The sequence below is a fragment of the Altererythrobacter ishigakiensis genome (assembly GCF_001663155.1).
GTDB classification, from domain to species: domain Bacteria; phylum Pseudomonadota; class Alphaproteobacteria; order Sphingomonadales; family Sphingomonadaceae; genus Erythrobacter; species Erythrobacter ishigakiensis.
Genome location: NZ_CP015963.1, coordinates 1,158,000 through 1,179,622, shown reverse-complemented (window position 1 = coordinate 1,179,622; position 21,623 = coordinate 1,158,000). Strand labels below are relative to the sequence as shown.

The 21,623-nt window shown below is 57.0% G+C and carries 17 protein-coding genes; 8 read left to right on the top strand and 9 right to left on the bottom strand.

What is annotated here, in order from left to right; all coding sequences use genetic code 11:
* Position 1: 1 nt before the first annotated feature.
* Together A6F69_RS05490 and A6F69_RS05485 are read right to left on the bottom strand one after the other, a co-directional pair.
* Positions 2–1,435 (bottom strand): NAD-dependent succinate-semialdehyde dehydrogenase, encoded by a 1,434-nt coding sequence (locus A6F69_RS05490; protein ID WP_067598397.1) that lies wholly within the window; start codon positions 1,433–1,435, stop codon positions 2–4.
* Positions 1,436–1,527: 92 nt separating this feature from the next.
* Positions 1,528–1,758: a hypothetical protein gene (locus A6F69_RS05485; RefSeq protein WP_067598394.1), complete on the bottom strand. Its 231-nt coding sequence runs from the start codon at positions 1,756–1,758 to the stop codon at positions 1,528–1,530.
* 248 nt (positions 1,759–2,006) lie between these two features.
* Here A6F69_RS05485 and A6F69_RS05480 point away from each other — a divergent pair, with 248 nt between their 5' ends.
* The 5 genes from A6F69_RS05480 to A6F69_RS05460 all read left to right on the top strand — a co-directional run bounded on the left by A6F69_RS05480 (position 2,007) and on the right by A6F69_RS05460 (position 10,191).
* Positions 2,007–3,869, top strand: a complete 1,863-nt coding sequence (locus A6F69_RS05480; protein WP_067598391.1) for a DUF294 nucleotidyltransferase-like domain-containing protein — start codon at positions 2,007–2,009, stop codon at positions 3,867–3,869.
* A gap of 31 nt (positions 3,870–3,900) precedes the next feature.
* On the top strand, positions 3,901–4,539 hold the full coding sequence (locus A6F69_RS05475; protein WP_144573752.1) for an exonuclease domain-containing protein: 639 nt from the start codon (positions 3,901–3,903) through the stop codon (positions 4,537–4,539).
* A gap of 98 nt (positions 4,540–4,637) precedes the next feature.
* Positions 4,638–4,928: a DUF4212 domain-containing protein gene (locus tag A6F69_RS05470; protein ID WP_067598385.1), complete on the top strand. Its 291-nt coding sequence runs from the start codon at positions 4,638–4,640 to the stop codon at positions 4,926–4,928.
* A 10-nt stretch (positions 4,929–4,938) separates the two neighbouring features.
* Positions 4,939–6,714, top strand: coding sequence for a sodium:solute symporter family protein (locus tag A6F69_RS05465; RefSeq protein WP_067598382.1), 1,776 nt, complete (start codon positions 4,939–4,941; stop codon positions 6,712–6,714).
* Positions 6,715–6,840: 126 nt separating this feature from the next.
* Positions 6,841–10,191 carry a hybrid sensor histidine kinase/response regulator gene (locus A6F69_RS05460; RefSeq protein ID WP_083984842.1) on the top strand — a complete coding sequence of 1,117 codons (3,351 nt, stop codon included), beginning with the start codon at positions 6,841–6,843 and terminating at the stop codon, positions 10,189–10,191.
* Here the strand turns inward: A6F69_RS05460 and A6F69_RS05455 are convergent.
* The gene (locus A6F69_RS05455) at positions 10,188–10,823 is read right to left on the bottom strand and encodes a response regulator transcription factor (protein WP_083984702.1); all 636 of its coding nucleotides are present in this window, start codon (positions 10,821–10,823) and stop codon (positions 10,188–10,190) included. The two genes, A6F69_RS05460 and A6F69_RS05455, sit on opposite strands and share 4 nt — an antisense overlap.
* A gap of 2 nt (positions 10,824–10,825) precedes the next feature.
* Complete coding sequence (acs, locus tag A6F69_RS05450; RefSeq protein ID WP_067598373.1) at positions 10,826–12,766, bottom strand: acetate--CoA ligase; 1,941 nt, start codon at positions 12,764–12,766, stop codon at positions 10,826–10,828.
* Positions 12,767–12,914: 148 nt separating this feature from the next.
* On the opposite strand from acs, the gene A6F69_RS05445 reads away from it, so the two are divergent.
* Complete coding sequence (locus tag A6F69_RS05445; protein WP_067598370.1) at positions 12,915–14,303, top strand: DcaP family trimeric outer membrane transporter; 1,389 nt, start codon at positions 12,915–12,917, stop codon at positions 14,301–14,303.
* Between the two features lie 117 nt (positions 14,304–14,420).
* Here the strand turns inward: A6F69_RS05445 and A6F69_RS05440 are convergent, their stop codons facing one another.
* The 3 genes from A6F69_RS05440 to hppD all read right to left on the bottom strand — a co-directional run bounded on the left by A6F69_RS05440 (position 14,421) and on the right by hppD (position 17,363).
* Positions 14,421–15,584 carry a hypothetical protein gene (locus A6F69_RS05440; RefSeq protein WP_067598366.1) on the bottom strand — a complete coding sequence of 388 codons (1,164 nt, stop codon included), beginning with the start codon at positions 15,582–15,584 and terminating at the stop codon, positions 14,421–14,423.
* A 94-nt stretch (positions 15,585–15,678) separates the two neighbouring features.
* On the bottom strand, positions 15,679–16,248 hold the full coding sequence (locus A6F69_RS05435; protein WP_067598363.1) for a VOC family protein: 570 nt from the start codon (positions 16,246–16,248) through the stop codon (positions 15,679–15,681).
* Positions 16,245–17,363, bottom strand: a complete 1,119-nt coding sequence (hppD, locus tag A6F69_RS05430) for a 4-hydroxyphenylpyruvate dioxygenase (RefSeq protein ID WP_067598360.1) — start codon at positions 17,361–17,363, stop codon at positions 16,245–16,247. The genes A6F69_RS05435 and hppD overlap by 4 nt, the downstream gene beginning before the upstream one ends.
* Before the next feature lie 172 nt (positions 17,364–17,535).
* Here hppD and A6F69_RS05425 point away from each other — a divergent pair, with 172 nt between their 5' ends.
* Both A6F69_RS05425 and A6F69_RS05420 read left to right on the top strand, forming a co-directional pair.
* Positions 17,536–18,069, top strand: a complete 534-nt coding sequence (locus tag A6F69_RS05425; protein ID WP_067602563.1) for a VOC family protein — start codon at positions 17,536–17,538, stop codon at positions 18,067–18,069.
* 3 nt (positions 18,070–18,072) lie between these two features.
* Entirely contained in the window at positions 18,073–18,717 is a 645-nt protein-coding gene (locus tag A6F69_RS05420; protein WP_067598357.1) for a carboxymuconolactone decarboxylase family protein, read from the top strand.
* Here the strand turns inward: A6F69_RS05420 and A6F69_RS05415 are convergent.
* On the bottom strand, positions 18,714–20,240 hold the full coding sequence (locus A6F69_RS05415; protein WP_067598354.1) for an acetyl-CoA acetyltransferase: 1,527 nt from the start codon (positions 20,238–20,240) through the stop codon (positions 18,714–18,716). The two genes, A6F69_RS05420 and A6F69_RS05415, sit on opposite strands and share 4 nt — an antisense overlap.
* Before the next feature lie 10 nt (positions 20,241–20,250).
* Entirely contained in the window at positions 20,251–21,519 is a 1,269-nt protein-coding gene (locus A6F69_RS05410; protein ID WP_067598351.1) for an acetyl-CoA C-acetyltransferase, read from the bottom strand.
* Positions 21,520–21,623 lie beyond the last annotated feature (104 nt).

Here is a 21,623-nt window from a genome sequence, read left to right as displayed (position 1 = left end):
GCTAAGCGCTTTCGTGCACAGTTTTTGAAACCATGCAGGCTGTCACGCCCTCGGCGCCATCTTCAAGACCATAGCCCGACCACTTCACGCCGCCAAATGGCGCATCGGCTGCGCTGACCGTGCCGCCATTAATAGCAATCATACCCGCTTCGATCTCGCTTGCCATGCGCATGCGGCGCGCAGCATCCTGAGTCCAAGCGTATGCGGCCAAACCATAGGGCAACCGGTTGGCCTCCTCGACCATCGCCGCTTCACCCTTCATTGGGTTGATCAGCGCGACCGGACCGAACGGTTCTTCATTCATGATCTCCGCACCCAAGGGCACTTCGGAAAGTACTGTCGGTTCATGGAAGAAGCCCTGATTGCCAATGCGGTTACCGCCAGTTTCAAGCTTCGCGCCTTTGTCCAGCGCGTCCGCAAGCTTGGCCTGAATTCCGTCGGGACCACGCTGACTTGCCATCGGGCCCATCTGCGTATCGGCATCCATTCCGTCGCCAACTGTTACAGCTTTGGCACGTTCAACAAAACCGTCGCGGAACCGTTCGAACACATCTTCTTCAACCAGAAAACGCGTCGGGCTGACGCAGACCTGGCCAGCGTTACGGAACTTGTTGCCAGCCATAGTATCCAGCGCCTTGTCGACATCAGCGTCGTTAAAGATCAGGACTGGCCCGTGACCACCCAGCTCCATCGTAGTGCGCTTCAGATCCTCTGCAGCAAGCTTCGCGAGATGTTTGCCGACCGCTGTCGAACCAGTGAAGGTGACCTTGCGGATCACAGACGATGCCAGCAGGTGTTCGCTGATGTCCGATGGAACGCCAAAGACGCATTGCAACACCTGACCGGGCACGCCCGCGTCATGCAGCGCTTTGACAATACCAAGCCCGCCGGCCGGCGTTTCTTCTGACGGCTTAACAATGACCGAGCAACCGGCCGCCAGCGGACCGCCTACCTTGCGCATCACATTCAATGCAGGGAAGTTCCATGCCGAGAAGCCGGCGACCGGGCCAACGGGTTCATGCCGTACTTCGACGCGTTGCCCATCCGGACGCACCAATGTGCGGCCATACAGTCGTTTGCATTCCCCGGCGTAGAATTCGAGCAGCATCGCGCAGTAGATTGTCTCGCCAACCGCCTCTTTGAACGGCTTGCCCTGCTCTCGCGTAATCGCAGCGCCAATGTCCTTGGCGCGCTCACGGATCAGCGCAGCGCCCTTGCGCAGCACGGCTTCGCGTTCGTCGGCTGATGTTGCGCGCCAGCTCTTGAAGCCGTTCGAAGCTGCCTCCAACGCCGCATCGAGATCGGCCGCTGTCGCCTTTGGTAGAGCGGCCATGGCTTCGCCTGTTGCGGGGTTCAGCACCTCAATGGTGTCACGCGCCGCCGCGCCAATTGCTTCGCCGCCTATAAGAAGTTCGAGTTGGGGGTAATCAGTCATACAGATGCCTATGGCCTCCTTTGAGTCGGGAGGCCTCAATAACAGTCTGCACGAATACGTCTATGTGACAGTCGCGAGGGTGGCAGGGAAAGTCAGCTGGGGTCGGAGCTGGCAAAGTTCCTTTCCCAGCCGTCCGTACCTGCGCAGCGTATCACAAGAACGCGCCCTTCCCCGGCATCCTGCACCAGACTGAGTTCTCCCGAACAAGGCGGTAGAGCAATTTCGATCATTCGTTCTGCTTGCCACCCTTCATCAATCGCCGCGCTGGCAATCAAAGGGGCACTGAGCGGTGCAGCAATTATGGCTAATTTTGCGAATGACATAGGAATGCTCTCACTTAGTTTTGGCAATCCTAACCTTGCTTCACGAGATCCACAGCCTCGGAAGAATACGTAAGTCGCTCGATGACAAGGCGAGCAATACGCAGCAGTGCCCCACAGAAAACCCGCTGGCTCGCAGCAGTCATGGTGGACTCTAAAAAAGGAGGGAGAGACGACATGCATCGATGACGATGCAATGTTGTCAGAAAGTCTTAGACACATAACGCACCAAATCGGATACAGTCGGGCATATGGTGGGTGAGATTTTAGAGATTGCGGGCTTCTTGAGGGGCATCGCGCCATTTGATGCTTTGGATGAGAGCGATATCGCCATTCTGTCGCGCTCCATAGGCGTTACCTATTTCCGCTCAGGCGAAACGGTACTGGAGAGCGGAGGACAAAATGAATTTCTCTATATCGTGCGATCTGGTGCGGTCGAACTGCGGCTCGCGGGCGAGGAACTGACCGCTCGCCTGAGTGCAGGCGCAAGTTTTGCGTATCCTTCGTTGCTGCGAGGCGGCGACATCAGAAATACTACTATCGCGCTTGAAGATACGTTGCTTTACGCAATTCCGGCGGAGCACTTCCACCGCTTGCGTGAGCAGGTCCCGCGGTTTCGGGAGTACTATGCGCAGGACGAGAACACCCGCATTCGACATGCTCTGGAGCGTCAACGCAAAGCGCAGTCGCTACAACTCGACCGCGCATCGCTTCAGGATCTGGTGAAACACGCCAAGCCTGTCTCGTGTCCCCCAGAAACAACTATTCGCCAAGCGGCCCAATTAATGGCGGAACGTAATGTCAGCACTCTGGCCGTATGCAATGGTGAGCTGTTGATTGGCATTTTTACGGACAAGGACCTGCGAAGCCGAGTGGTCGCCGTTGAAACACCGCTGGATCGATCGATCAGCGCTGTCATGACAGAAAATCCGCGAACGTTGTCCGGGGAAGCGAGCGTAGCAGAAGCGATGGCCATGATGGCCTCGGGCGGCTTTCGCCACATTCCGTTGCTGACGGCAGATGGCAAGTTAGCCGGAATCCTCAGTGCGACAGACATACTCGCATACCTTGGCAACAACGCGATTGATGCCGGTATGGCAATTGCTCGGGCGAGAAGCACAGAGGAGCTGAAAAGTGCCTCTCGACAAATCCCGGAAAGCTTTGCTGCGATGGTGTCCTCTGGTGTTCAGGCCAGCCATGCGATGCGTTTCACATCCGCCCTGGGTGAAGCTGTGCACCGCCGTGCGGCAGAGCTCGCTGAAGACGAGCTGGGCCCGCCTCCTGTGCCGTACTCTCTGGTGGTGTTTGGCTCTCTTGCGCGAAACGAGCAATTGGTCGGTTCAGATCAGGACAATGGCCTGGTAATCGATGATGCGGCGAAGGAAGATGATTTTTCTTACTTCGAACGTTTGGGTACGCGCATATCCGACATTCTTGATGGCTGCGGTTACGTCTATTGCAAAGGCGGGATCATGGCAAAAAATGCCGAGCAACGCCGCACAGCCAGCGCCTGGCAAGAGCGCTATGCCACGTGGATTGAGCGGCCTGACGAAGACCGCATACTGCGCGCCACGATCTTCTTCGACATGCGGCATGTACACGGTGATCCAACGCTGACGCGCCGCGTTCAGGAGGACAATGTCAACATTTTCAAAGATAGCCCATTGTTCGTGAGCTATCTTGCGCGCGACGCACTACGGAGCAGAATTCCGCTTGGCATCTTCAGGAATCTCGTCCTCGACACCACCGATGACGGACAGAAAGTCTTCGATGCCAAACGACAAGCGATCATGCCAATCGTAGATATTGCACGCACGCACGCGCTGGCCAACGGACTAAGTGAAGTAAGCACAATTGATCGTCTTCGCGCGCTTGCCGCCGCGGGCAAGATGAATGTGGACGATGCGCAAAGCCTTGAAGACGCGATGCTACTCGTCAACGAAATGCGGATCGCCCATCAGGCGCGTCAAGTGCAGAGAGGCGACACGCCGGACAATTTGATTGCGCCTGGCGATCTTTCTTCGCTTGAGCGGGATTATCTCAAGGACGCTTTTTCAGTGGTTCGCAGCGGGCTCGATTCGCTCCGCCGCAACTTTGCAGGCGGGATCGCTTGAAGTGTTAGCGAGATGGCGGTTTGAGCGGGCATTGCGGAAGCTGACCGAAGCGAATGACCCATTGCTTGCAAGTTATGCTGAATCGGACTGGCCCGATCCTTCGATGTCGGTGCGGAACGCACCACTTCTGGCACTCGATTTTGAGCTGGACGGCCTCACACGGGAAGCCCATTTGCTTCAGGCAGGTTGGATACCATTCGCGGGGCGGAACATCGCGATGGCAAATGCGGAAGTGTATGACATTCGAAGCTATCGCGAACTTGATCGTGAAGCGGTAACCGTTCACGGGATCGGCGTGGATCGGGCTAGCGAAGGTGCGCGCCCGCGCGAAGTTGTCTCTCGTCTTATCAGTAGTTTAGCGGGCCGTGTTGTTGTGGCTCATGCGGCTGGAATCGAACGGTCCGCCCTGCAACGGATTACCAAATCGCTGTATGGGGTGGCTTTGCCTGTCCGTACGATTTGCACATTAGAGCTTGAGCGCAAACTTGCACCGAACCTGATCGGTCAGGGTGTGTATCGCCTGGGTGCTTGCCGTGCGCGCTATGGTCTGCCGGAATACGCTGCGCACGATGCGCTCACCGATGCACTCGCCGCCGCAGAACTCTTCCAAGCACAGCTCTCAAGGATGGGCGAAGATACCTTACTCGGATCGCTCGAGCGCTATCTCTAGTCGCTTAAGACTAAAGTCGCTCTCGCCTATTCCTTACCTCCGACTTAGCCTCTGGGCCAAAGCTGCGGGAATGTTCCGCGCAGAAACGGAGGGGAGTGATGGAACAACCAACACCGAATGATGCCGAAGGCGCGGAAACAAGCGCGGCCGAAGGCGCCTACTGGAAAGAGAACATTCGCTTGCTCGTGACACTCATGAGCATCTGGTTTGTGTGTTCGTTTGGCGCGGGAATCCTGTTCAGGGATTTCCTCGATCAGTTCATGCTCGGCGGTTACCCGCTGGGCTTCTGGTTTGCGCAACAAGGCTCAATCTACATCTTCATCGGTCTGATCTTCTATTACGTCGTCAAGATGCGGAAGATCGAGCGCAAATACGATCTGGACGATTGAGGAGGCGATCATGGAAACCCAAACACTGATCTATATTTTCGTCGGCCTCAGCTTCGCACTCTATATCGGAATTGCGCTTTGGAGCCGGGCCGGCTCGACAAAGGAATTCTACGTCGCAGGCGGTGGCGTCAATCCCGTCGTAAACGGCATGGCTACCGCTGCAGACTGGATGAGCGCCGCCAGCTTCATATCCATGGCCGGTCTTATCGCCTTCTTGGGCTATGATGCCTCGGTTTACCTCATGGGGTGGACCGGCGGCTATGTGATGTTGGCACTCTTGCTCGCACCATATCTTCGCAAGTTTGGTCAATTCACTGTGCCGGATTTCATTGGTACGCGGTACTATTCGAAGGCTGCGCGCGTGGTCGCGGTGATTTGCCTGATCTTTATCAGCTTTACTTACATAGCCGGGCAGATGCGCGGCGTCGGGATCGTATTCTCGCGCTTCCTTGACGTGCCCATCACGATGGGTGTCATCATCGGCATGGGTATCGTGTTTATCTACGCAGTGCTGGGTGGCATGAAAGGTATCACCTATACGCAGGTTGCCCAGTATTGCGTGCTGATCTTTGCGTACATGGTACCGGCATTCTTCTTAAGCTTCATGATCACCGGCAACCCTATTCCGCAGCTAGGCCTCGGCTCGCAAGTCGCGGATGGTTCGGGGCTATACGTGCTTGAGAAGTTAAACCTGGTCCTGCTCGATTTGGGCTTTGGAGAATACACTGACGGCTCGAAGAGCATGATCGACGTTTTCTGCATTACGCTGGCCCTGATGGTTGGCACTGCCGGGCTGCCGCATGTCATCGTGCGCTTTTTCACTGTGCCAAAGGCATCGGACGCGCGCAAATCGGCGGGCTGGGCGCTGATCTTCATCGCGCTGCTTTACACCACGGCACCAGCAGTGGGCGCATTCGCTCGCATCAATTTCATCGATACAGTGAATGAGACTGAGTATTCGCAAGCGCCAGACTGGTTCAAGAACTGGGAATCGAACGATCTGATCGCGTTTCAGGACAAGAATGGCGATGGTGTGATGCAATACCGCGCTGGCAACGCGTTTGAAGGCGCACCGGCGTTCGGCGAAGGAACTGGCCCCTCAGGCGAGCGCATCGTCACCAATACGCCGATCGCGGACAGCGCAAACGAAGTCTATGTTGACCGCGACATCATGGTGCTGGCCAATCCGGAAATCGGTAATTTGCCAGGCTGGGTGATTGCATTGGTAGCAGCTGGCGGCTTGGCCGCTGCGCTATCCACTGCTGCAGGCCTGTTGTTGGTGATTTCGAGCTCGGTCAGCCATGACTTGCTCAAGTCCACCTTCAAGCCAGATATATCCGAAAAAGGTGAACTGCTGGCAGCACGCGTAGCCGCTACCGCAGCCATCGTTATCGCGGGCTACCTCGGCATCTATCCGCCGGGATGGGTGGCACAGGTGGTAGCATTCGCCTTCGGACTGGCTGCAGCCAGCCTGTTCCCAGCGATCTTCATGGGCATCTTCTCCAAGCGCATGAACAAGGAAGGCGCGATTGCTGGCATGGTCACAGGTCTTGCTTTCACATTCAGCTACATCTTCTACTTCAAGTTGATGAACCCGGCTGCGAATGTAGCGGACAACTGGCTGCTGGGCATTTCCCCGGAAGGCATCGGCGTGATTGGCATGGTGCTGAATTTCGCGGTAGCCATCGTGGTCTCTAGATTGACTGCAAGCCCGCCGATCGAAATCCGCAAGCTTGTGGACTCGATCCGGGTACCGCGCGGCGCCGGGGACGCACACGCACACTGATCCGCACGGTGGTTCAAGCAAGAGGGAGGCAGTGCTTTCACGCGCTGCCTCCCTTTTTGCATTCGGGTGGCTCTTGCATGGCGATGCAATATCAGTAGCTTTGCTTTTGGGTGAGGGGAGATGCGCATGCTGTTCGGGGCTGCGATCGCTGCCGCGACGATGTATTTGGCTTTCTTGTTTTGGATCGCTGCGCGCCGCGACAAACAGACTGAAGGGTGGGTGGTCAGGAATTCTGGCCTGGTCTACGGCCTTTCGCTTGCGGTCTACTGCACGAGCTGGACATTCTTCGGTGGGGTCGGATCTGCGGCAACTGCAGGTTGGCACTATCTTCCGATTTACCTCGGTCCGATCCTGATCTTCACTCTAGGCCACGGCTTGGTGCGCAGAATTCTCGCACAGGCGAAAGTGCAGCATTCGACGTCGATCGCGGACTTTTTGTCAGCACGGTATGGAAAGAGCGCGAGCGTCGCTGCACTGGTGACAATCATCGCAACGATCGGCTCGCTTCCCTACATGGCGTTGCAATTACAATCGGTTGGCAGCTCGCTCTTGATGCTGGACGACGGTTTGCGCTCCGCCGTTGCACTCAATGAGATGGTCCTGCTGACTGCCGGGTTGATGGCCCTTTTTGCGATCATGTTTGGCTCACGGCGCGCGGATCGTGCGGGAGACAACACGGGATTAGTCCTTACGATTGCAATCGAGTCTGTGGTGAAACTTTTGGCACTGCTTGCGGTCGCGGCACTGGCTCTTTTCTCTTTGTCGAGTGCCTCGGACCCAACGGCGCAAATGGCAGCTGGCTCGGTCTTCTCACTCGATCAATTCGACGCCCGTTTCGCCGTGCTCACCCTGATTGCTGCGTGCGCGGTACTATGTCTGCCACGCCAATTCCACATGACCTTCGTCGAAGCGCATCAAGATCGCGCAAGCCCAGCCATGCGCTGGGTTTTTCCGGCTTACCTTCTGATAATCTCGCTCGTCATCGTTCCGATCGTACTCGCGGGTTCTGCTTTCCTGCCAACAGAAACTAATCCGGATTCCATAGTTATGGCCTTGCCTCTCGCGAGCGGGAACGAAGCTATGGCGTTGTTGGTGTTCATCGGAGGATTCTCAGCATCTGCGGGGATGATCGTGGTCGCGAGTGTGGCGTTGTCAACGATGATCACGAACGATCTTATCGCTCCCTTGGTTTTTCGCAGAGAGCTGAGCGGAGCGCGCGACCGAGCTTTCCTTGCGCAAAGGCTGGTTACCATTCGCCGCGTCGTAATCGGCGTGCTCTTGGTGCTGGCCTATCTCTTCTACTTGGGATTTGGTGCTGTCACGAGTCTGGCGGGTCTTGGAACTTTGGCGTTTGCTGCTGCTGCGCAATTCGCTCCTGGTTTGCTGCTGGGTGTGCTCAGCCGCGCGGGCAACCGCATTGGCATGCTTTCAGGGCTCAGTGCTGGTTTCGCTGCATGGTTGCTATTGCTTATCGTGCCCGCTGCGACCGGGTCTGAACCGATCATTTCCATTCATCCTGACAACCTCGTTTCCGGAGTTTTGATCAGCCTTGGCATCAACGTGGGCGCGTATTGGATGGGGTCGGCTCTGGTTCCACCAACGCTGGTCGATGCGACACAAGCTGCTGCTTTTGCCGGCGCGCGGGCACCCGGCGCAGCGACTGCCTTGGCAACGCGCAAGAGGATTGCCGACATCCGGCTGCTGTTGGCGCAGTTTATCGGACAGGAGCAGGCACGCGAGGCATTGAAGGCGATTCGACAAACGTACCGAGATTCTGATCCGGCCAATGACGAAGTGGTCGCAATGGCTGAGCGAAGGATCGCAGGCGTGATCGGCAGTTCGTCTGCACGTATGTTGGTCAGTTCATGGAGTGAGGGTGAGCCGGTTCCGCTCGATCACATCATGGCCATGTTTGACGAGACAAACCGGCGCTTGTCTTTCAATGGCGAGCTTCTCCAAATCGCCATCGAAAACATCGACCAAGGTGTCGCATTGGTCGACGCTGAAATGAAGTTGGTGGCGTGGAACAATCGCTATCAGGAAATGTTTGGCCTTCCCGATGAGCTGGTCAGCGTAGGAACGCCGATCGCACGACTCATCGAACACAATATGCGCGAAAGTGAAATGCCTGAGAGCGAGATTTCAGAGCATGTGTTGCGTCGGCTTGATCACATGCGCGCCGGCCGCAAGCACCGTGCCGAGCGTGAGCAGCACGATGGACGGATCATGCGGATCATGGGCAATCCGGCCCCAGGCGGCGGCTATGTGACATCCTACACAGACATCACAGCTGACCGGCGCGCTGAACAGGCGCTCGAAGAGAAAGTGATCGAGCGAACGACCCAGCTAAGCGAAGCTAACGAGGCGCTTGAAAAGGCGACACGGTCGAAAACACGCTTTCTTGCGGCAGCCAGCCATGATCTGATCCAACCGCTGAACGCAGCCCGATTGTTTGCCTCTGCTCTGGGCGAGGAAGTGGGCAGCAAGCGAGGTTTAAGCCGCTTGGTTAAGGATCTGGATGGATCGATTGCGTCTGCGGACAGACTGATCCGGGCGTTACTGGATATTTCGAAGCTTGATGGCGGCGGCATTGAGCCCAAGATTGATCTGATCGCTCTGGACGATGTGTTTGACGAGCTTGTCCGCGAGTTTGCCATGCAGGCCGAGGCGAAGGGTTTGCGGCTGCGCCGTGTGCACACCAGCGCTTGGATAAAGACCGACCGCGCCTTGCTTACAAGCATACTACGCAACCTACTCAGCAACGCGATCCGCTACACCGAGCGCGGCGGCGCTCTGATCGGTGTGCGGCGCGTTGGAGGTGAGGCATTGATTTGCGTCTACGACTCGGGGCGGGGGATTGCGGAAGACGATGTTGATCAGATCTTTGAAGAATTTCAGCGCGCTTCATCAAAGGATCACGAAGGTTTAGGGCTCGGCCTCGCTATCGTACGCAGGATCGCAAATCTGTTGGACATCCACATCGAGACCACATCGAAGCCTGGCATTGGAAGCCGCTTTGCCTTGCATGTTCCAGTCGACAGCTGGCACGCGAGACGGCCGAAGCCGTCCAAGGCCGCGCGATCCACTACCCTAGAGGGCGCGCGTGTTTTGGTGGTGGACAACGATCCTGCGGCGCTCAATGCGACCGCTGCTTTGCTCGCCAAGTGGGGCTTGGACGTCACCGTCGCAGCTGGTGAAGAAGAGGCGCGAAACGTTAGCCCGCAAGCACCGGATATTGTCATAATGGACTTCCGACTTGATGGCGAGGACCGCGGCGACTCCGTCTACGAAACACTTTGCTGTGCGTGGGGAGATCGTCCACCGGCGATACTCCTGACCGCTGAAGCGGGAGAGGAGACTGAGGCTGCAGCAGAACGGATGCAGGCCAATCGGCTCCTCAAACCATCGTCACCTGCCGCATTGCGCGCTTTGATTGCCGACTGCGCGGCTCGAAGGAAAGTCGCGTCAGTCGATTAGAGCGAAGCGGATTCGGCGGTCGGCTGTTCGACATCGAGTTTCGTTGCAAGCAAGACCGCTTGTGTGCGACTGACAACGCCTAGCTTGCGGAAGATTGCCGTAATGTGTGCCTTGACGGTCGCCTCGCTGATGTCGAGCTCATACGCAATCTGCTTATTTAGCAAACCAGCTTTCATCTGCCCCAGAATACGTCGCTGGGCGGGAGTCAGGCTAGCGATTGCGGCCAGGTCATCATCGGTCCCCTCTTCGGTGTCAGGGAACCAATTGTCCCCTTCTTTCACCGCAGCGAGCGCGTCTCGCATCTGCTCCAGGCTGGCTGATTTCGGGATGAATGCCGCCGCACCAAGCTGGCTCGCGGCAGCATAGACACGCGGTTCTTCGCTGGCGGATACGATCACAATTGGAAGCGCGGGAAAATCCTGACGCAAGTCCATCAGCACGCTCAACCCGTTGGAATCTTCCATGTGCAGATCAAGCAACAGGCCATCACCGCCCCGCTCCAGCTCGAGACGCGCGGCGGCGGCTGAATTGGCCTCAACCACTTCCGCATCAGGCCAAACCTTCCCCACCGCGTGACTTAATGCGGTCCGAAACAGCGGATGGTCGTCCGCAATGATGATCCGCTCAGACATGGTCAGCGGTTCTGCCGCCCTTCGATCAAATTCTCAACTACACTCGGATCCGCAAGCGTAGATGTGTCACCAAGCGATCCAAAATCGTTCTCAGCGATCTTCCGGAGGATCCGCCGCATGATCTTGCCAGAACGAGTCTTGGGCAAGGCGGGGGTCAAATGGATGTGGTCTGGCGTTGCGATAGGACCAATTTCTTTGCGAACGTGCAGACGAAGTTCCTTCGCCAGCTCGTCAGAGGCTTCGGCGTCTGCATTCAAGGTGACGTAGCAATAGATACCCTGGCCCTTGATATCGTGCGGATAGCCAACCACTGCGGCCTCAGCGACAAGGTCGTGCAGCACCAGCGCACTTTCGACTTCAGCTGTGCCCATGCGGTGGCCAGAGACATTGATCACATCGTCTACCCGGCCTGTGATCCAGTAGTATCCATCCGCATCGCGGCGGCATCCATCACCGGTAAAGTACTTACCCTTGTAGGTGCTGAAATAGGTTTGCTCAAAGCGTTCGTGATCGCCGTAGACAGTTCGTGCCTGTCCCGGCCAACTGGCTGTAATGCATAGGTTTCCATCGGTTGCGCCTTCCAGCACACCACCTTCGTTGTCGACCAATTGTGGCTGAACTCCGAAGAACGGCTTGCCAGCGCTTCCAGGCTTCATGTCATGCGCGCCGGGTAGCGTCGTAATCATGCAACCGCCGGTTTCAGTTTGCCACCAGGTGTCGATTATCGGGCAGCGCCCATCGCCGACTACATCAAAGTACCAGCGCCAAGCTTCGGGGTTGATCGGTTCACCAACTGAACCAAGCAAGCGCAAGGAAGAGCGATCCCGGCTGGTTACGAAATCATCACCTTCGCGCATCAAGGCACGGATTGCCGTGGGCGCGGTGTAAAGAATATTGACCTTGTGCTTGTCCACCACGTCCCAGAAGCGGCCGTGATCGGGATAGTTTGGGACGCCTTCGAAAACGATCTGCGTCGCGCCGTTCATCAGCGGACCGTAAACAATATAGCTGTGTCCGGTGACCCAGCCGATATCCGCTGTACACCAGAAGACCTCACCTGGCTGGTAGTCAAAAATGTAGTTGAAAGTGGTCGCGGTCCAAACGCCGTAGCCGCCAGTGGTGTGCAGCACGCCCTTTGGCTTACCCGTGGAACCAGAGGTGTAGAGGATAAACAGCGGATCTTCCGCGTTCATTTCCTCGCACGGACATTCTGCATCAGACTTGAGGTCGCTGTACCAGTGGTCGCGACCAGCGGTCATGCCGACCTCGGTTCCGGTATGTTTGACCACCAGCACGCCATCGACTTCAACTCCATCAAGAGCCAGCGCTGCATCAACGTTGGCCTTAAGCGGCACAGTTTTGCCCCCGCGCAGGCCGGTATCGGCGGTCACGACGAAACGGCTGCCACAGTCGGTAATACGGCCGCCCAAGGCTTCTGGCGAGAAGCCCCCGAACACAACAGAATGAATTGCGCCAATCCGCGCGCACGCCAGCATAGCCAGCACGCCTTCGATCACCATCGGCATATAAATCGTGACACGGTCGCCTTTCTTTACGCCGAGCGCCTTCAAGGCGTTTGCCATCTGCACCACTTCGGTCTGCAGCTCGCCGTACGTCAGACTGCGCCCCGGTGTTGCAGGATCGTCTGGTTCGAAAATCAGCGCTGTCGTGTCGCCGCGCCCTGCTTCGACATGGCGATCAACTGCATTGAAACACAGGTTGAGTGAGCCATCGGCAAACCATTTGATATCGACAGGGTCATACGACCATTCGCCTCCTTTGGTTGGCGCCTGTATCCAATTCAGCCGTTCAGACTGGCCAAGCCAGAACCCATCGGGATCTTCGATCGATCGCTGATACATTGCATCGTACTGTTCTGAAATGCAGTGTGTGGCGTGCGACTGATCGGGGCGCATAACGAAATCATTGACGGTGCCGTTCATGGTTTGAATCCTCCTGCCAGTCATTTCCTATAGCCCCTTTCTCTATTGCCGATCTGTCAGACAAACGTCTTACGACCATTGTCCAGATGGGCGGCAGCTCTTTCTACAGCCATCTTGTTCGCAAATAGATGGATGGGAGGGAGTATCCATGACAATTGCCGCTTACCGCAAGCCTTTTCGCATCGCTTTGCTCGCTGCGAGCTATCTTGTTGCCGCCCCTGCAGCCGCGCAAGAGGCCTCTGTCGAAGAACGCCTCGACCGGCTTGAAGCAATGGTTTCGGCGCTGCTTGAGCGAATGGATCAGGACAAAGGCGCGATGGAAAGCTCTCAAGCAGAGAACACAGCGCAGGTTCAACAAGCATTGAATGAAACGCGGGCCTTACAGCAACGCCAGGCTGAGCTCGCCGCGCAAATCGCGGAACCAAAGAAACAGGAAGACAAGGGCTTTCGTGTGGGCAACACGACCGTCTCATACGCTGGGTACGTGAAGCTTGATGCCATCGCTCAGAGGTTCAGCGGCGGCGACGTTGAAAGCGGCAGTATTGTGCGCGACTTCCTGATCCCCGGAGCGATCCCGATCGGCGGGGAATCTTCAGGCTTCGATACAGACTTCAGTGCGCGGCAAACGCGGTTCATTTTCAAGACTGCGACTGATGTAGGCGCAGAGCACACGCTGAATTCGCAGATCGAGCTCGATTTCATGGTGACGGGCGGCGGAAACGAGCGTGTTTCGAACAGTTACGAACCGCGACTTCGCCAGGCATTTATATCTTACGACAATTGGCTTTTCGGCCAAACATGGTCGACGTTCCAGAACGTAGGCTCGCTTCCAGAAAGTCTTGATTTCATTGGGACAACGCCGGGCACAGTGTTCGACCGACAGCCGATGATCCGTTATACAAACGGCGGGCTGCAAATTGCAGTCGAACAACCGGAAACAGAAGTCACTTCACCAACCGGCGGTCGTGTGCTTTCCGGCGATGACAACATGCCAGACATAGTGGCCCGATATAACTTCAGCGGCGATTGGGGTGGCCTGGCAGCCGCGGGCATTGTTCGGAATTTGCGGATAACCGATGACGATTTCGGCACGGGCAGCGACAGCGCGCTAGGCTACGGACTTAGCCTTTCAGGTAAACTCAAGGTTGGTCCGCGCGACGATCTACGCTTCATGGCAACAGCTGGTGATGGAATTGGGCGCTATATCGGGCTGAACATCGTCAATGACGCTGCGCTGGACGCAGCCGGTAACCTTGATCCGATCTTCACTTACTCAGGCTTTGCCGCATACCGTCACTTCTGGAGTGACAAGGTGCGTTCGACTGTCGCGGGTTCTTACTTCAAGGCGGATAACCCGATCCTCTTGACGACCGATCAAGTGACAGACGAAAGCTGGAATGCGCTGGCCAACATCATCTATTCGCCTGTCCCGCCTCTCAGCATTGGGCTGGAGTATATGTATGCGGAGCGCACGCTGGAAGATGGACGTTCAGGCAACATGCGGAAAATTCAGGTCTCAACAAAATATAGCTTCTAAGAGCGAATGATGATCATTTGTCAGACTCCCGGCCAGTCGATCGATTACTAGTCTTCCGAAAGCGCCTCGTTCTCAAATTCGGGTCAAATAATCCAAATAGGACAATGCGATGAGTTCCTAGCTCGTCGGAGCAGTTCGGAACACGTAGACTGGACCAATGTCCACGATTTGCGCAAAACCAGCAAAGCTGAGCACCAGCTCTGCGCTTCCGGGCGCATAAGCACGCGGTGACCGGGCTCTCAGACGGATCAGCTGCCAGTCCTCGCCAAGTGGGAAAACAGCTTGTGCGAAATTGCCACGGCCCGGTTCCAAGTCGTCAATCTTGGCATCAACACGCGCAAGACGATCAGACGTGATCGCTTGTTCCGTGCGTCCTGCAATTGCAATCAGCAGGTTGTCGCCAGGCTCAATCGAAACATTCAGAGGAATCGCAAGAGAAAGCGCTCCAGGATCATCTGCTGGCGCAGAAACGGTGAAACGGGTTGCTCGGCTTAGCCAAATTGCTGGCTCTTCACGCTGCTCTGCAGCCGCCATATCGCCAACCACCCGCCAATCGCTGCCCCGCGGATCATTGAGCAGTTCGCCTGCACCCTGCAAGGCTTCCGGGATCAAGGGTTCTTCACGAACCACAGGGATAGGTGTCGGCTCAGGCTTCGGCTCAGGCACAGCTGTGGGCTGAGTTGGCGCTGCAGGGACGTCCGAAGCTATCCGACCTGACCCGGATACCACAATTGTCTGTCCAATTTCGAGCACTTGGCGTGTGCGCCCGAAGTGAAGAGCCACGATTCCATCCTGCCTTCGCAAGGTCTGCTCGGCCTCAGCGGTTACTTCGTACCATTCCCAATCGTTGCTAATGGAAAGCGTCTTTTCTCCAAAACCGGGATAGGGTGGCGCATTTTGTTGGAAGCGAACCCGCAGAACGCCTTTGCCATCGTCCGCCTGTGCTCCAATCGCTCGGGCATAGAACCCGATAGTAATGGTATCGCCACGGCGAACCGCTTTGGTCAGAGGCACATTGGTCCCCGCAGCGTAGATAAACTCGTCCGCCCGCTTGATATCGAAGCGGATAGCAACGCCGCCGCCAGGTATCGCCTCGTCCTGAACGACGCTACGCTCTAGATCGCTGCCATAACTTTCCCAATCAAGCCTTGTAGGGTCGTTGACCAGCGTTCCAGGAAGTTGCGCATCAAGTTCTGCAAGAACATTCTGGTCGGCAGATAGCGGAGCAGCGCTTAAGCCGATAAGTGCCAAGGCCGCCACAGCGATTGTCGGATTCCACATTGTGCATGAGCTCCCAAACTCGTTTTGGGAACGTTAACATAGGCATGGTATCGCAACAAGATTCGTCTTATCGCGAAGCCGATTGGGCTTCAGTTCAGTCGCGAGATTCCAGGCCGTGCTCCGCACGCGCAATTTCATGCAGCCAATCGGCATGGCGCGGGGCTGTCTTTGTCTCGCTCCATTCGTCGAGCATCAAGGGCGCAACGCGTTTCAGCTCATCGTACTGGTCTTGCGTGCCGATATCGGCCGCCAGTTCAACCCTGTGGCCGTTGGGGTCAAAGAAATAGATCGATTTGAAGATGCCGTGGTGCGTGGGGCCAAGCACATCGATGCCTTGTGCTTCGATATGCGTCTTGGCAGCGAGCAATTCATCTTCCGATGCGACACGAAAGGCGAGGTGCTGAACCCAAGCCGGGGTGTTCTCATCGCGGCCCATGGTCGGCTGATTAGGCAGCTCGAAAAAGGCAAGGATGTTGCCGTTCCCTGCATCAAGGAAGACATGCATGTACGGATCATACTCACCTGTCGACGGAACATGGTCCTCGGCAAAGGCGGTGGTGTATTCCATGCCCAGCACGCGGCCATACCATTCGACGGTTTCTTTCGCGTCCTTGCAGCGATAGGCGGCATGATGGATGCCAGATGGCTTTATGGCTGCTGTCATTCTGCAGGCTCCGCAGCCTTTGTGTCGAGTACACCACGCGCGATCTGGTCACGCTCTATGCTTTCGAACAGCGCCTTGAAGTTGCCTTCGCCAAAGCCATCGTCACCCTTGCGCTGAATGAATTCGAAGAACACCGGCCCAACCTGTGCTTCGGCGAAGATCTGCAGCAGCAAGCGCGGCTGACCGCCCTCGGTCGTGCCGTCGAGCAGAATGCCGCGCATCTTCAGCTCATCTGCATTCTCGCCGTGGCCCGGCAGACGCTCATCGAGCATCTCGTAGTACGTTGCAGGCGGCGCGGTCATGAATGGGACGCCCATGTCTTTGAGACGGTCCCAGCAAGCGACCAGATCATCGCAGATCAGTGCGATATGCTGGATGCCTTCACCGTTGAACTCTCGCAGGAATTCCTCGATCTGGCCTTTGCCGCCCTCGCCCTCCTCATTTAGCGGAATGCGGATCTTTCCGTCAGGCGCAGTCAGCGCCTTGGACGTGAGGCCGGTATACTCGCCTTTAATGTCGAAGAATCGGATTTCGCGAAAATTGAACAGGCTCTCGTAATAGTCGGCCCAGTACTTCATGCGGCCGGTGTAGACGTTGTGCGTCAGGTGATCGATCAGCTTGAAGCCTGCGCCTTCAGGGTGTTTTTCAACGCCGGGCAAATATTCGAAATCGATGTCATAGATCGACAGACCCTCGCCATTCTCGTCTTCGTAACGATCAACCAGATAAAGGATCGCGCCGCCAATGCCGCGGATCGCCGGGATCGCGAGTTCCATCGGACCGGTTTCGACCGCGACAGGTTCTGCGCCCTGCTCCATCAGGTGATCCCAAGCCGCCGCTGCGTTGCGCACACGGAAAGCCATACCGCATGCCGAGGGGCCGTGCTCGCGCGCGAAGTACCACGCGGCGCTGCGCGGCTCATAGTTGGCGATCAGATTGATGCCGCCTTGGCGCCACAGATGCACGTCTTTCGAACGGTGCGAAGCCACATGCGTGAACCCCATCGCTTCGAAAACCGGCTCAAGCTGCCCCTTCTCAGGTGCACAAAATTCCACGAATTCAAAGCCATCAAGGCCAGCGGGGTTGTCGAAGAGGTCAGATGGATGCGTGTTCATGGGCCTAGTCCAGTCAGAATCAATATAGTTTCGTTTGTAACTAAATACGCGAACTCGGCCGTTTTGTCAAAGCGGGGGCCGACGTGGCTCAAGGCACGCGCCACCACCTATCTGATCTGCTCAATTGCAAGACAATGCCGATCGGTGCACCAATACGGCGGGAGAAAGCAAGATGATCAAGACCAAGGGTATCAACCATATCGCGCTGGTGTGTCGCGACATGAAGGAAACAGTTCGTTTCTACACCGAAGTGCTCAACATGCCGCTGTTCAAAACGGTCGAACTGCCGGGCGGTGGACAGCACTTCTTCTTCGACTGCGGCGGCGGCGCGAGTGTCGCTTTCTTCTGGTGGGAGGACGGCCCGCCCGCTGCCCCCGGAATTGCGTCGGTGAAAAGCTTTCCAGGGGACGCGAAGACCGCCGTTGGGTCTATGAACCACTTGGCTTTCGATATGCCAGAAGACGAGTTGGAAGCCGCGCTCGTCCGGCTTGAGGAAGCCGGTGTCCCTCACACCCATGCTGTCGTAAACCATGACGATAGCCCGATGGGCGTCGCGCGCGAAAAGCACGCAGGCGTGTTCGTCCGCTCCGTCTATTTCACTGACCCCAATGGCATCATGCTGGAGTTTGCGGCGACGACGAAAAACTTCGGGCCAGAAGATGTTGCGCATGAACCCGCGACAGCCGCCGACAGAGTGGAGGCCTGAATCATGCCCCGATTGAGAGAGGTTCCCAAGGCTGAAGCTGACGAAAAGGTCGCATTGCCACTTTACCAATTGCTGTTCGGGGATCGCGATCCAGTGGCAGAGCCAGGCACGGCAACCGGCACGCCGGGCGATTGGTGGACAGTGTTCGCTAATTCGCCCGCAACATTGAAACACGCCGCGCAAGGTTTTTCCTATTACCGTGACCCTTCGCGCAAGCTGGATCCGGTATTGCGCGAGCTAGGCCAGACTTGGGCCGGATGGGCCACGGGCAGCCAGTTCGTATTCTCGCAGCATTGCAAGAGCCTGCGCGGGCTCGCCTATCCCGACGACAAGATCGAAGCAATCCCGGTGTGGCAAACTGCGACTTGTTTTGATGCGAAGGAACGCCTCGTGCTGGCATACGCAGACCGTCTTGTTTCGCATCAGGGGCGCGTGCCCGACGTCTTATTCGCTGAGCTGAAACAGCAATTCTCAGACGAGGAAATCCTCGAGCTGACGTACACCACCGCGATGTATCATATGCATGCGATCATGAGCCGGGCCTTGCGCACCGAATTCGACGATCGCGACGATCCGATAGTGGAAGTTCCAGCGCCCGAAGGCTTTGACGCGCTCGATTTTCTCGGCGGCGAACGCAAAAACGATTAGGCAAGCTTGCCGATATTGCGCCCGCGTTCGTCCCGTATGACGGACAGCTTCGCACCGAAGGGTTCACCGCCTTCGAATGCGGCGCGGGTGGCTTCGTCGGTAAGGTCGGCGTTGCCGCATACGCGCTCACCATCTGCATTTCGCCCGATGAACACGGCGTCGCTGCCGGTCTTGCTGAAGTTGATGGTGTAGCTTTCGACCGTGGCGCTATCGAACGGCGCATCGCTGCACGGCACGCCATTGTCCGCCATCGGCAGTTTCTCGAACCGATCGTTCGCAGACCAGTCTGCGGGTTCAGTCGAGTAAATCCCGGTGGCGTATTTGCTCATCCAGCCACCATTGGCTCCAACCAGAGCATATGAACCCCGGCTATCGCGCACGCGCTCGACCGCTTCGCAGATTGCATGCGCGGAATAGTTATTCCCAGCCCCGCCGAAAAACGGCAGGCCGCCAGTCAAAGTTAAACCACGCGGGTCATCTGCAGCCAACCCAAAGTGATCGCATTGATTGAAAACTGGGATCGCAAAACACGAATAGAAGTCAAGGAATTGCATGTCGTCCATGCTTTTGCCCGACCTATCCAGTGCAGCTTCGACCGAGGCAATTGAAGCTGGATTGGCGGACAGGTCAGGCCGCGCAGATAGCATCAGTTCAGTAGCAGCAGTGACAGAGTGAATATGCACCCACTTGTCCTCCGGCACACCTAGCTTTCGCGCAAGGCCAGCACTGGCGATGATGATCGCTGCGGCCTGGTTCACCTGATCGCGCGCGACAGTCATTCGTGTGTATGGCTCTGCCACGATGCGGTTGCGATCGGTGACTGTCGCAAGCTCTTCAGCGCTGCGTTCAACGGGCGCGGCAGAATGCGGGTTGGCCGCTGCAACACGGGTGAATGGCTCGAACAGTTCGCCAATGTCGTGGCGGTACTCTTCCAAGCTCTTGCCAAGCTTCGCCCGTCGCGCATTTTCGGCGATGGCATAAAGCGGGATCGCCCCGGTCGCGCCATGCGCGAAAAGCTGCATCTCCATCATGCCATCCAAGCCAAAGCCGCGGTCCTCGAACTCGCCGCCAATTTTCTCGGACCAGTCAGGCTTCTCGCCCTTGGCAGCCAACGCCAACGCCGTTGAAATCACTTCCGAGCCGACAATGACTGCGCACTGGCTGTCACCTGCCGCAATATCGGTCGCAAATTCACCAACATACTGCTGGTTTGTCTGGCCACCTGTAGGGGACAGAATGAGCCGCTTCGGGGAAGCCTGAACCCGCTTTGCCAAAGCACCCGGAGTATTGTCCGGCCCGCCAAAGGGCGGTTCTTTACCGGGGCGCGACATTTCAAACGCCCGGATCGCTGCGAGCGTATCAATCGAGCCCGCCAAATCGCCAGATGTACCCGCATTGCCAATGGCTGCGGTCAAAGCCCGGCCGCCCAAATCCATGTAGGACAGCGCCTCATAGTTCGGCTCGCCAACGCGCTCCGAAGCTTGCCCTACCCCGATGATGACGGGCGTGTTGTCAGCGATCATGGCCGAGTACTCAGTCGACGAAATCGTCTACGCGCTCAACGATGATAGCCGGAGCCATGCCGCCTGCAGCGCACATGGTGACTAGGCCGTATCGCTTGTCCTGACGCTCAAGCTCATCGATGATGGTGCCGATCAGGATCGAACCGGTTGCGCCGATCGGGTGACCCAACGCAATGGAGCCTCCATTGACGTTGACCTTGTCCCAATCGAGGTCAAGGTCGCGCACGAACTTGGCAGCGACCACTGCGAAAGCCTCGTTGATCTCGTAAAGATCAATGTCGTCCTTGGTCATTCCGGCCTTTTCGAGCACTTTCTTTGCCGCTGGCACAGGCGCATTCAGCATCAGTGTAGGATCATCGCCCATATTGGCGGTCGCAACGATCCGTGCGCGCGGCTTGAGGCCATTTTTCTGCGCATACTCCTTGCTGGTGACCAGCACCGCAGCTGCGCCATCAACCACGCCAGAACTATTGCCGGCGTGATGGAAGTGCTTGATCTCCAGATCGGGATATTTCTGGTTCACAAGCGCCCGGAATGTGGTGCCATTGGCATCCAGCGGCACGTCTGCGATCTTCGTGAAGGCAGGCTCCAGCTGTGCCAGTCCTTCCAGCGTAGTTTGCGGACGCGGATATTCGTCATGATCCAGGATGACATTGGCGTCGCCGTCGACCACCGGGATCACAGACTTCGCGAAACGCCCTTCTTCAATTGCTGCCGCCGCGCGCTGCTGGCTGCGATAACCAACTTCGTCCAGCTCTTCGCGAGTAAAGCCTTCCATGCTGGCGATGGCATCGCCGCAAATGCCCTGATGGCTTTGCGGGTGAACGCGCTGAAGCCGTTCGTTGTAGCTGCCCATCATTGGCGGCTTGATCCCGGCCTGCATCTTCTCCTTGGACATTTGTGCCGTCAGGCTCATCATTTCCGTACCACCGGCAACGATGCAGTCTTCCATACCGCTCATAACCTGTGCGGCTGCGAGATTCACCGAGGTAATGCCGCCGCCACAGAACCGGTCCAGCGTGGTCCCGCTGGAGGTAATGTCATAGCCTGCGTCCAGCGCAGCCATGCGGCCCATGTCGCCTGCTTGCATCCCGTCTTGGGTCGAAACAGACCAGATCACGTCATCAACAGTCGACGTGTCGAGGTGATTACGCTCGGCAATGGCTTTCAGAACGGTCGCGGCCAGATGCTGCGGATGTTCCGCAGCCAGCGCGCCCTTGCCTTGTTTGCCAATGCCGCGCGGTGTGCGGACTGCGTCGATGATATATGCTTCGCCCATGGGGAATCCTCTCGCTTATCGAAAATGCGGTTGACGTTTCCGTAAACCCCCTGCACCACTCGCACAAGATTTCAGTTGCATTCTGAAATGCCAAAAAGTGATAG

Coding starts and splice junctions, on each gene's coding strand:
- A6F69_RS05440 (WP_067598366.1), bottom strand. CDS start 15,584: ATGTGGAATCCGACAATCGCTGTGGCGGCCTTGGCACTTATCGGCTTA.
- acs (WP_067598373.1), bottom strand. CDS start 12,766: ATGAACGGCACCGTCAATGATTTCGTTATGCGCCCCGATCAGTCGCAC.
- A6F69_RS05480 (WP_067598391.1), top strand. CDS start 2,007: ATGGTGGGTGAGATTTTAGAGATTGCGGGCTTCTTGAGGGGCATCGCG.
- A6F69_RS05435 (WP_067598363.1), bottom strand. CDS start 16,248: ATGACAGCAGCCATAAAGCCATCTGGCATCCATCATGCCGCCTATCGC.
- A6F69_RS05470 (WP_067598385.1), top strand. CDS start 4,638: ATGGAACAACCAACACCGAATGATGCCGAAGGCGCGGAAACAAGCGCG.
- hppD (WP_067598360.1), bottom strand. CDS start 17,363: ATGAACACGCATCCATCTGACCTCTTCGACAACCCCGCTGGCCTTGAT.
- A6F69_RS05455 (WP_083984702.1), bottom strand. CDS start 10,823: ATGTCTGAGCGGATCATCATTGCGGACGACCATCCGCTGTTTCGGACC.
- A6F69_RS05485 (WP_067598394.1), bottom strand. CDS start 1,758: ATGTCATTCGCAAAATTAGCCATAATTGCTGCACCGCTCAGTGCCCCT.
- A6F69_RS05425 (WP_067602563.1), top strand. CDS start 17,536: ATGATCAAGACCAAGGGTATCAACCATATCGCGCTGGTGTGTCGCGAC.
- A6F69_RS05415 (WP_067598354.1), bottom strand. CDS start 20,240: ATGATCGCTGACAACACGCCCGTCATCATCGGGGTAGGGCAAGCTTCG.
- A6F69_RS05420 (WP_067598357.1), top strand. CDS start 18,073: ATGCCCCGATTGAGAGAGGTTCCCAAGGCTGAAGCTGACGAAAAGGTC.
- A6F69_RS05490 (WP_067598397.1), bottom strand. CDS start 1,435: ATGACTGATTACCCCCAACTCGAACTTCTTATAGGCGGCGAAGCAATT.
- A6F69_RS05460 (WP_083984842.1), top strand. CDS start 6,841: ATGCTGTTCGGGGCTGCGATCGCTGCCGCGACGATGTATTTGGCTTTC.
- A6F69_RS05410 (WP_067598351.1), bottom strand. CDS start 21,519: ATGGGCGAAGCATATATCATCGACGCAGTCCGCACACCGCGCGGCATT.
- A6F69_RS05465 (WP_067598382.1), top strand. CDS start 4,939: ATGGAAACCCAAACACTGATCTATATTTTCGTCGGCCTCAGCTTCGCA.
- A6F69_RS05445 (WP_067598370.1), top strand. CDS start 12,915: ATGACAATTGCCGCTTACCGCAAGCCTTTTCGCATCGCTTTGCTCGCT.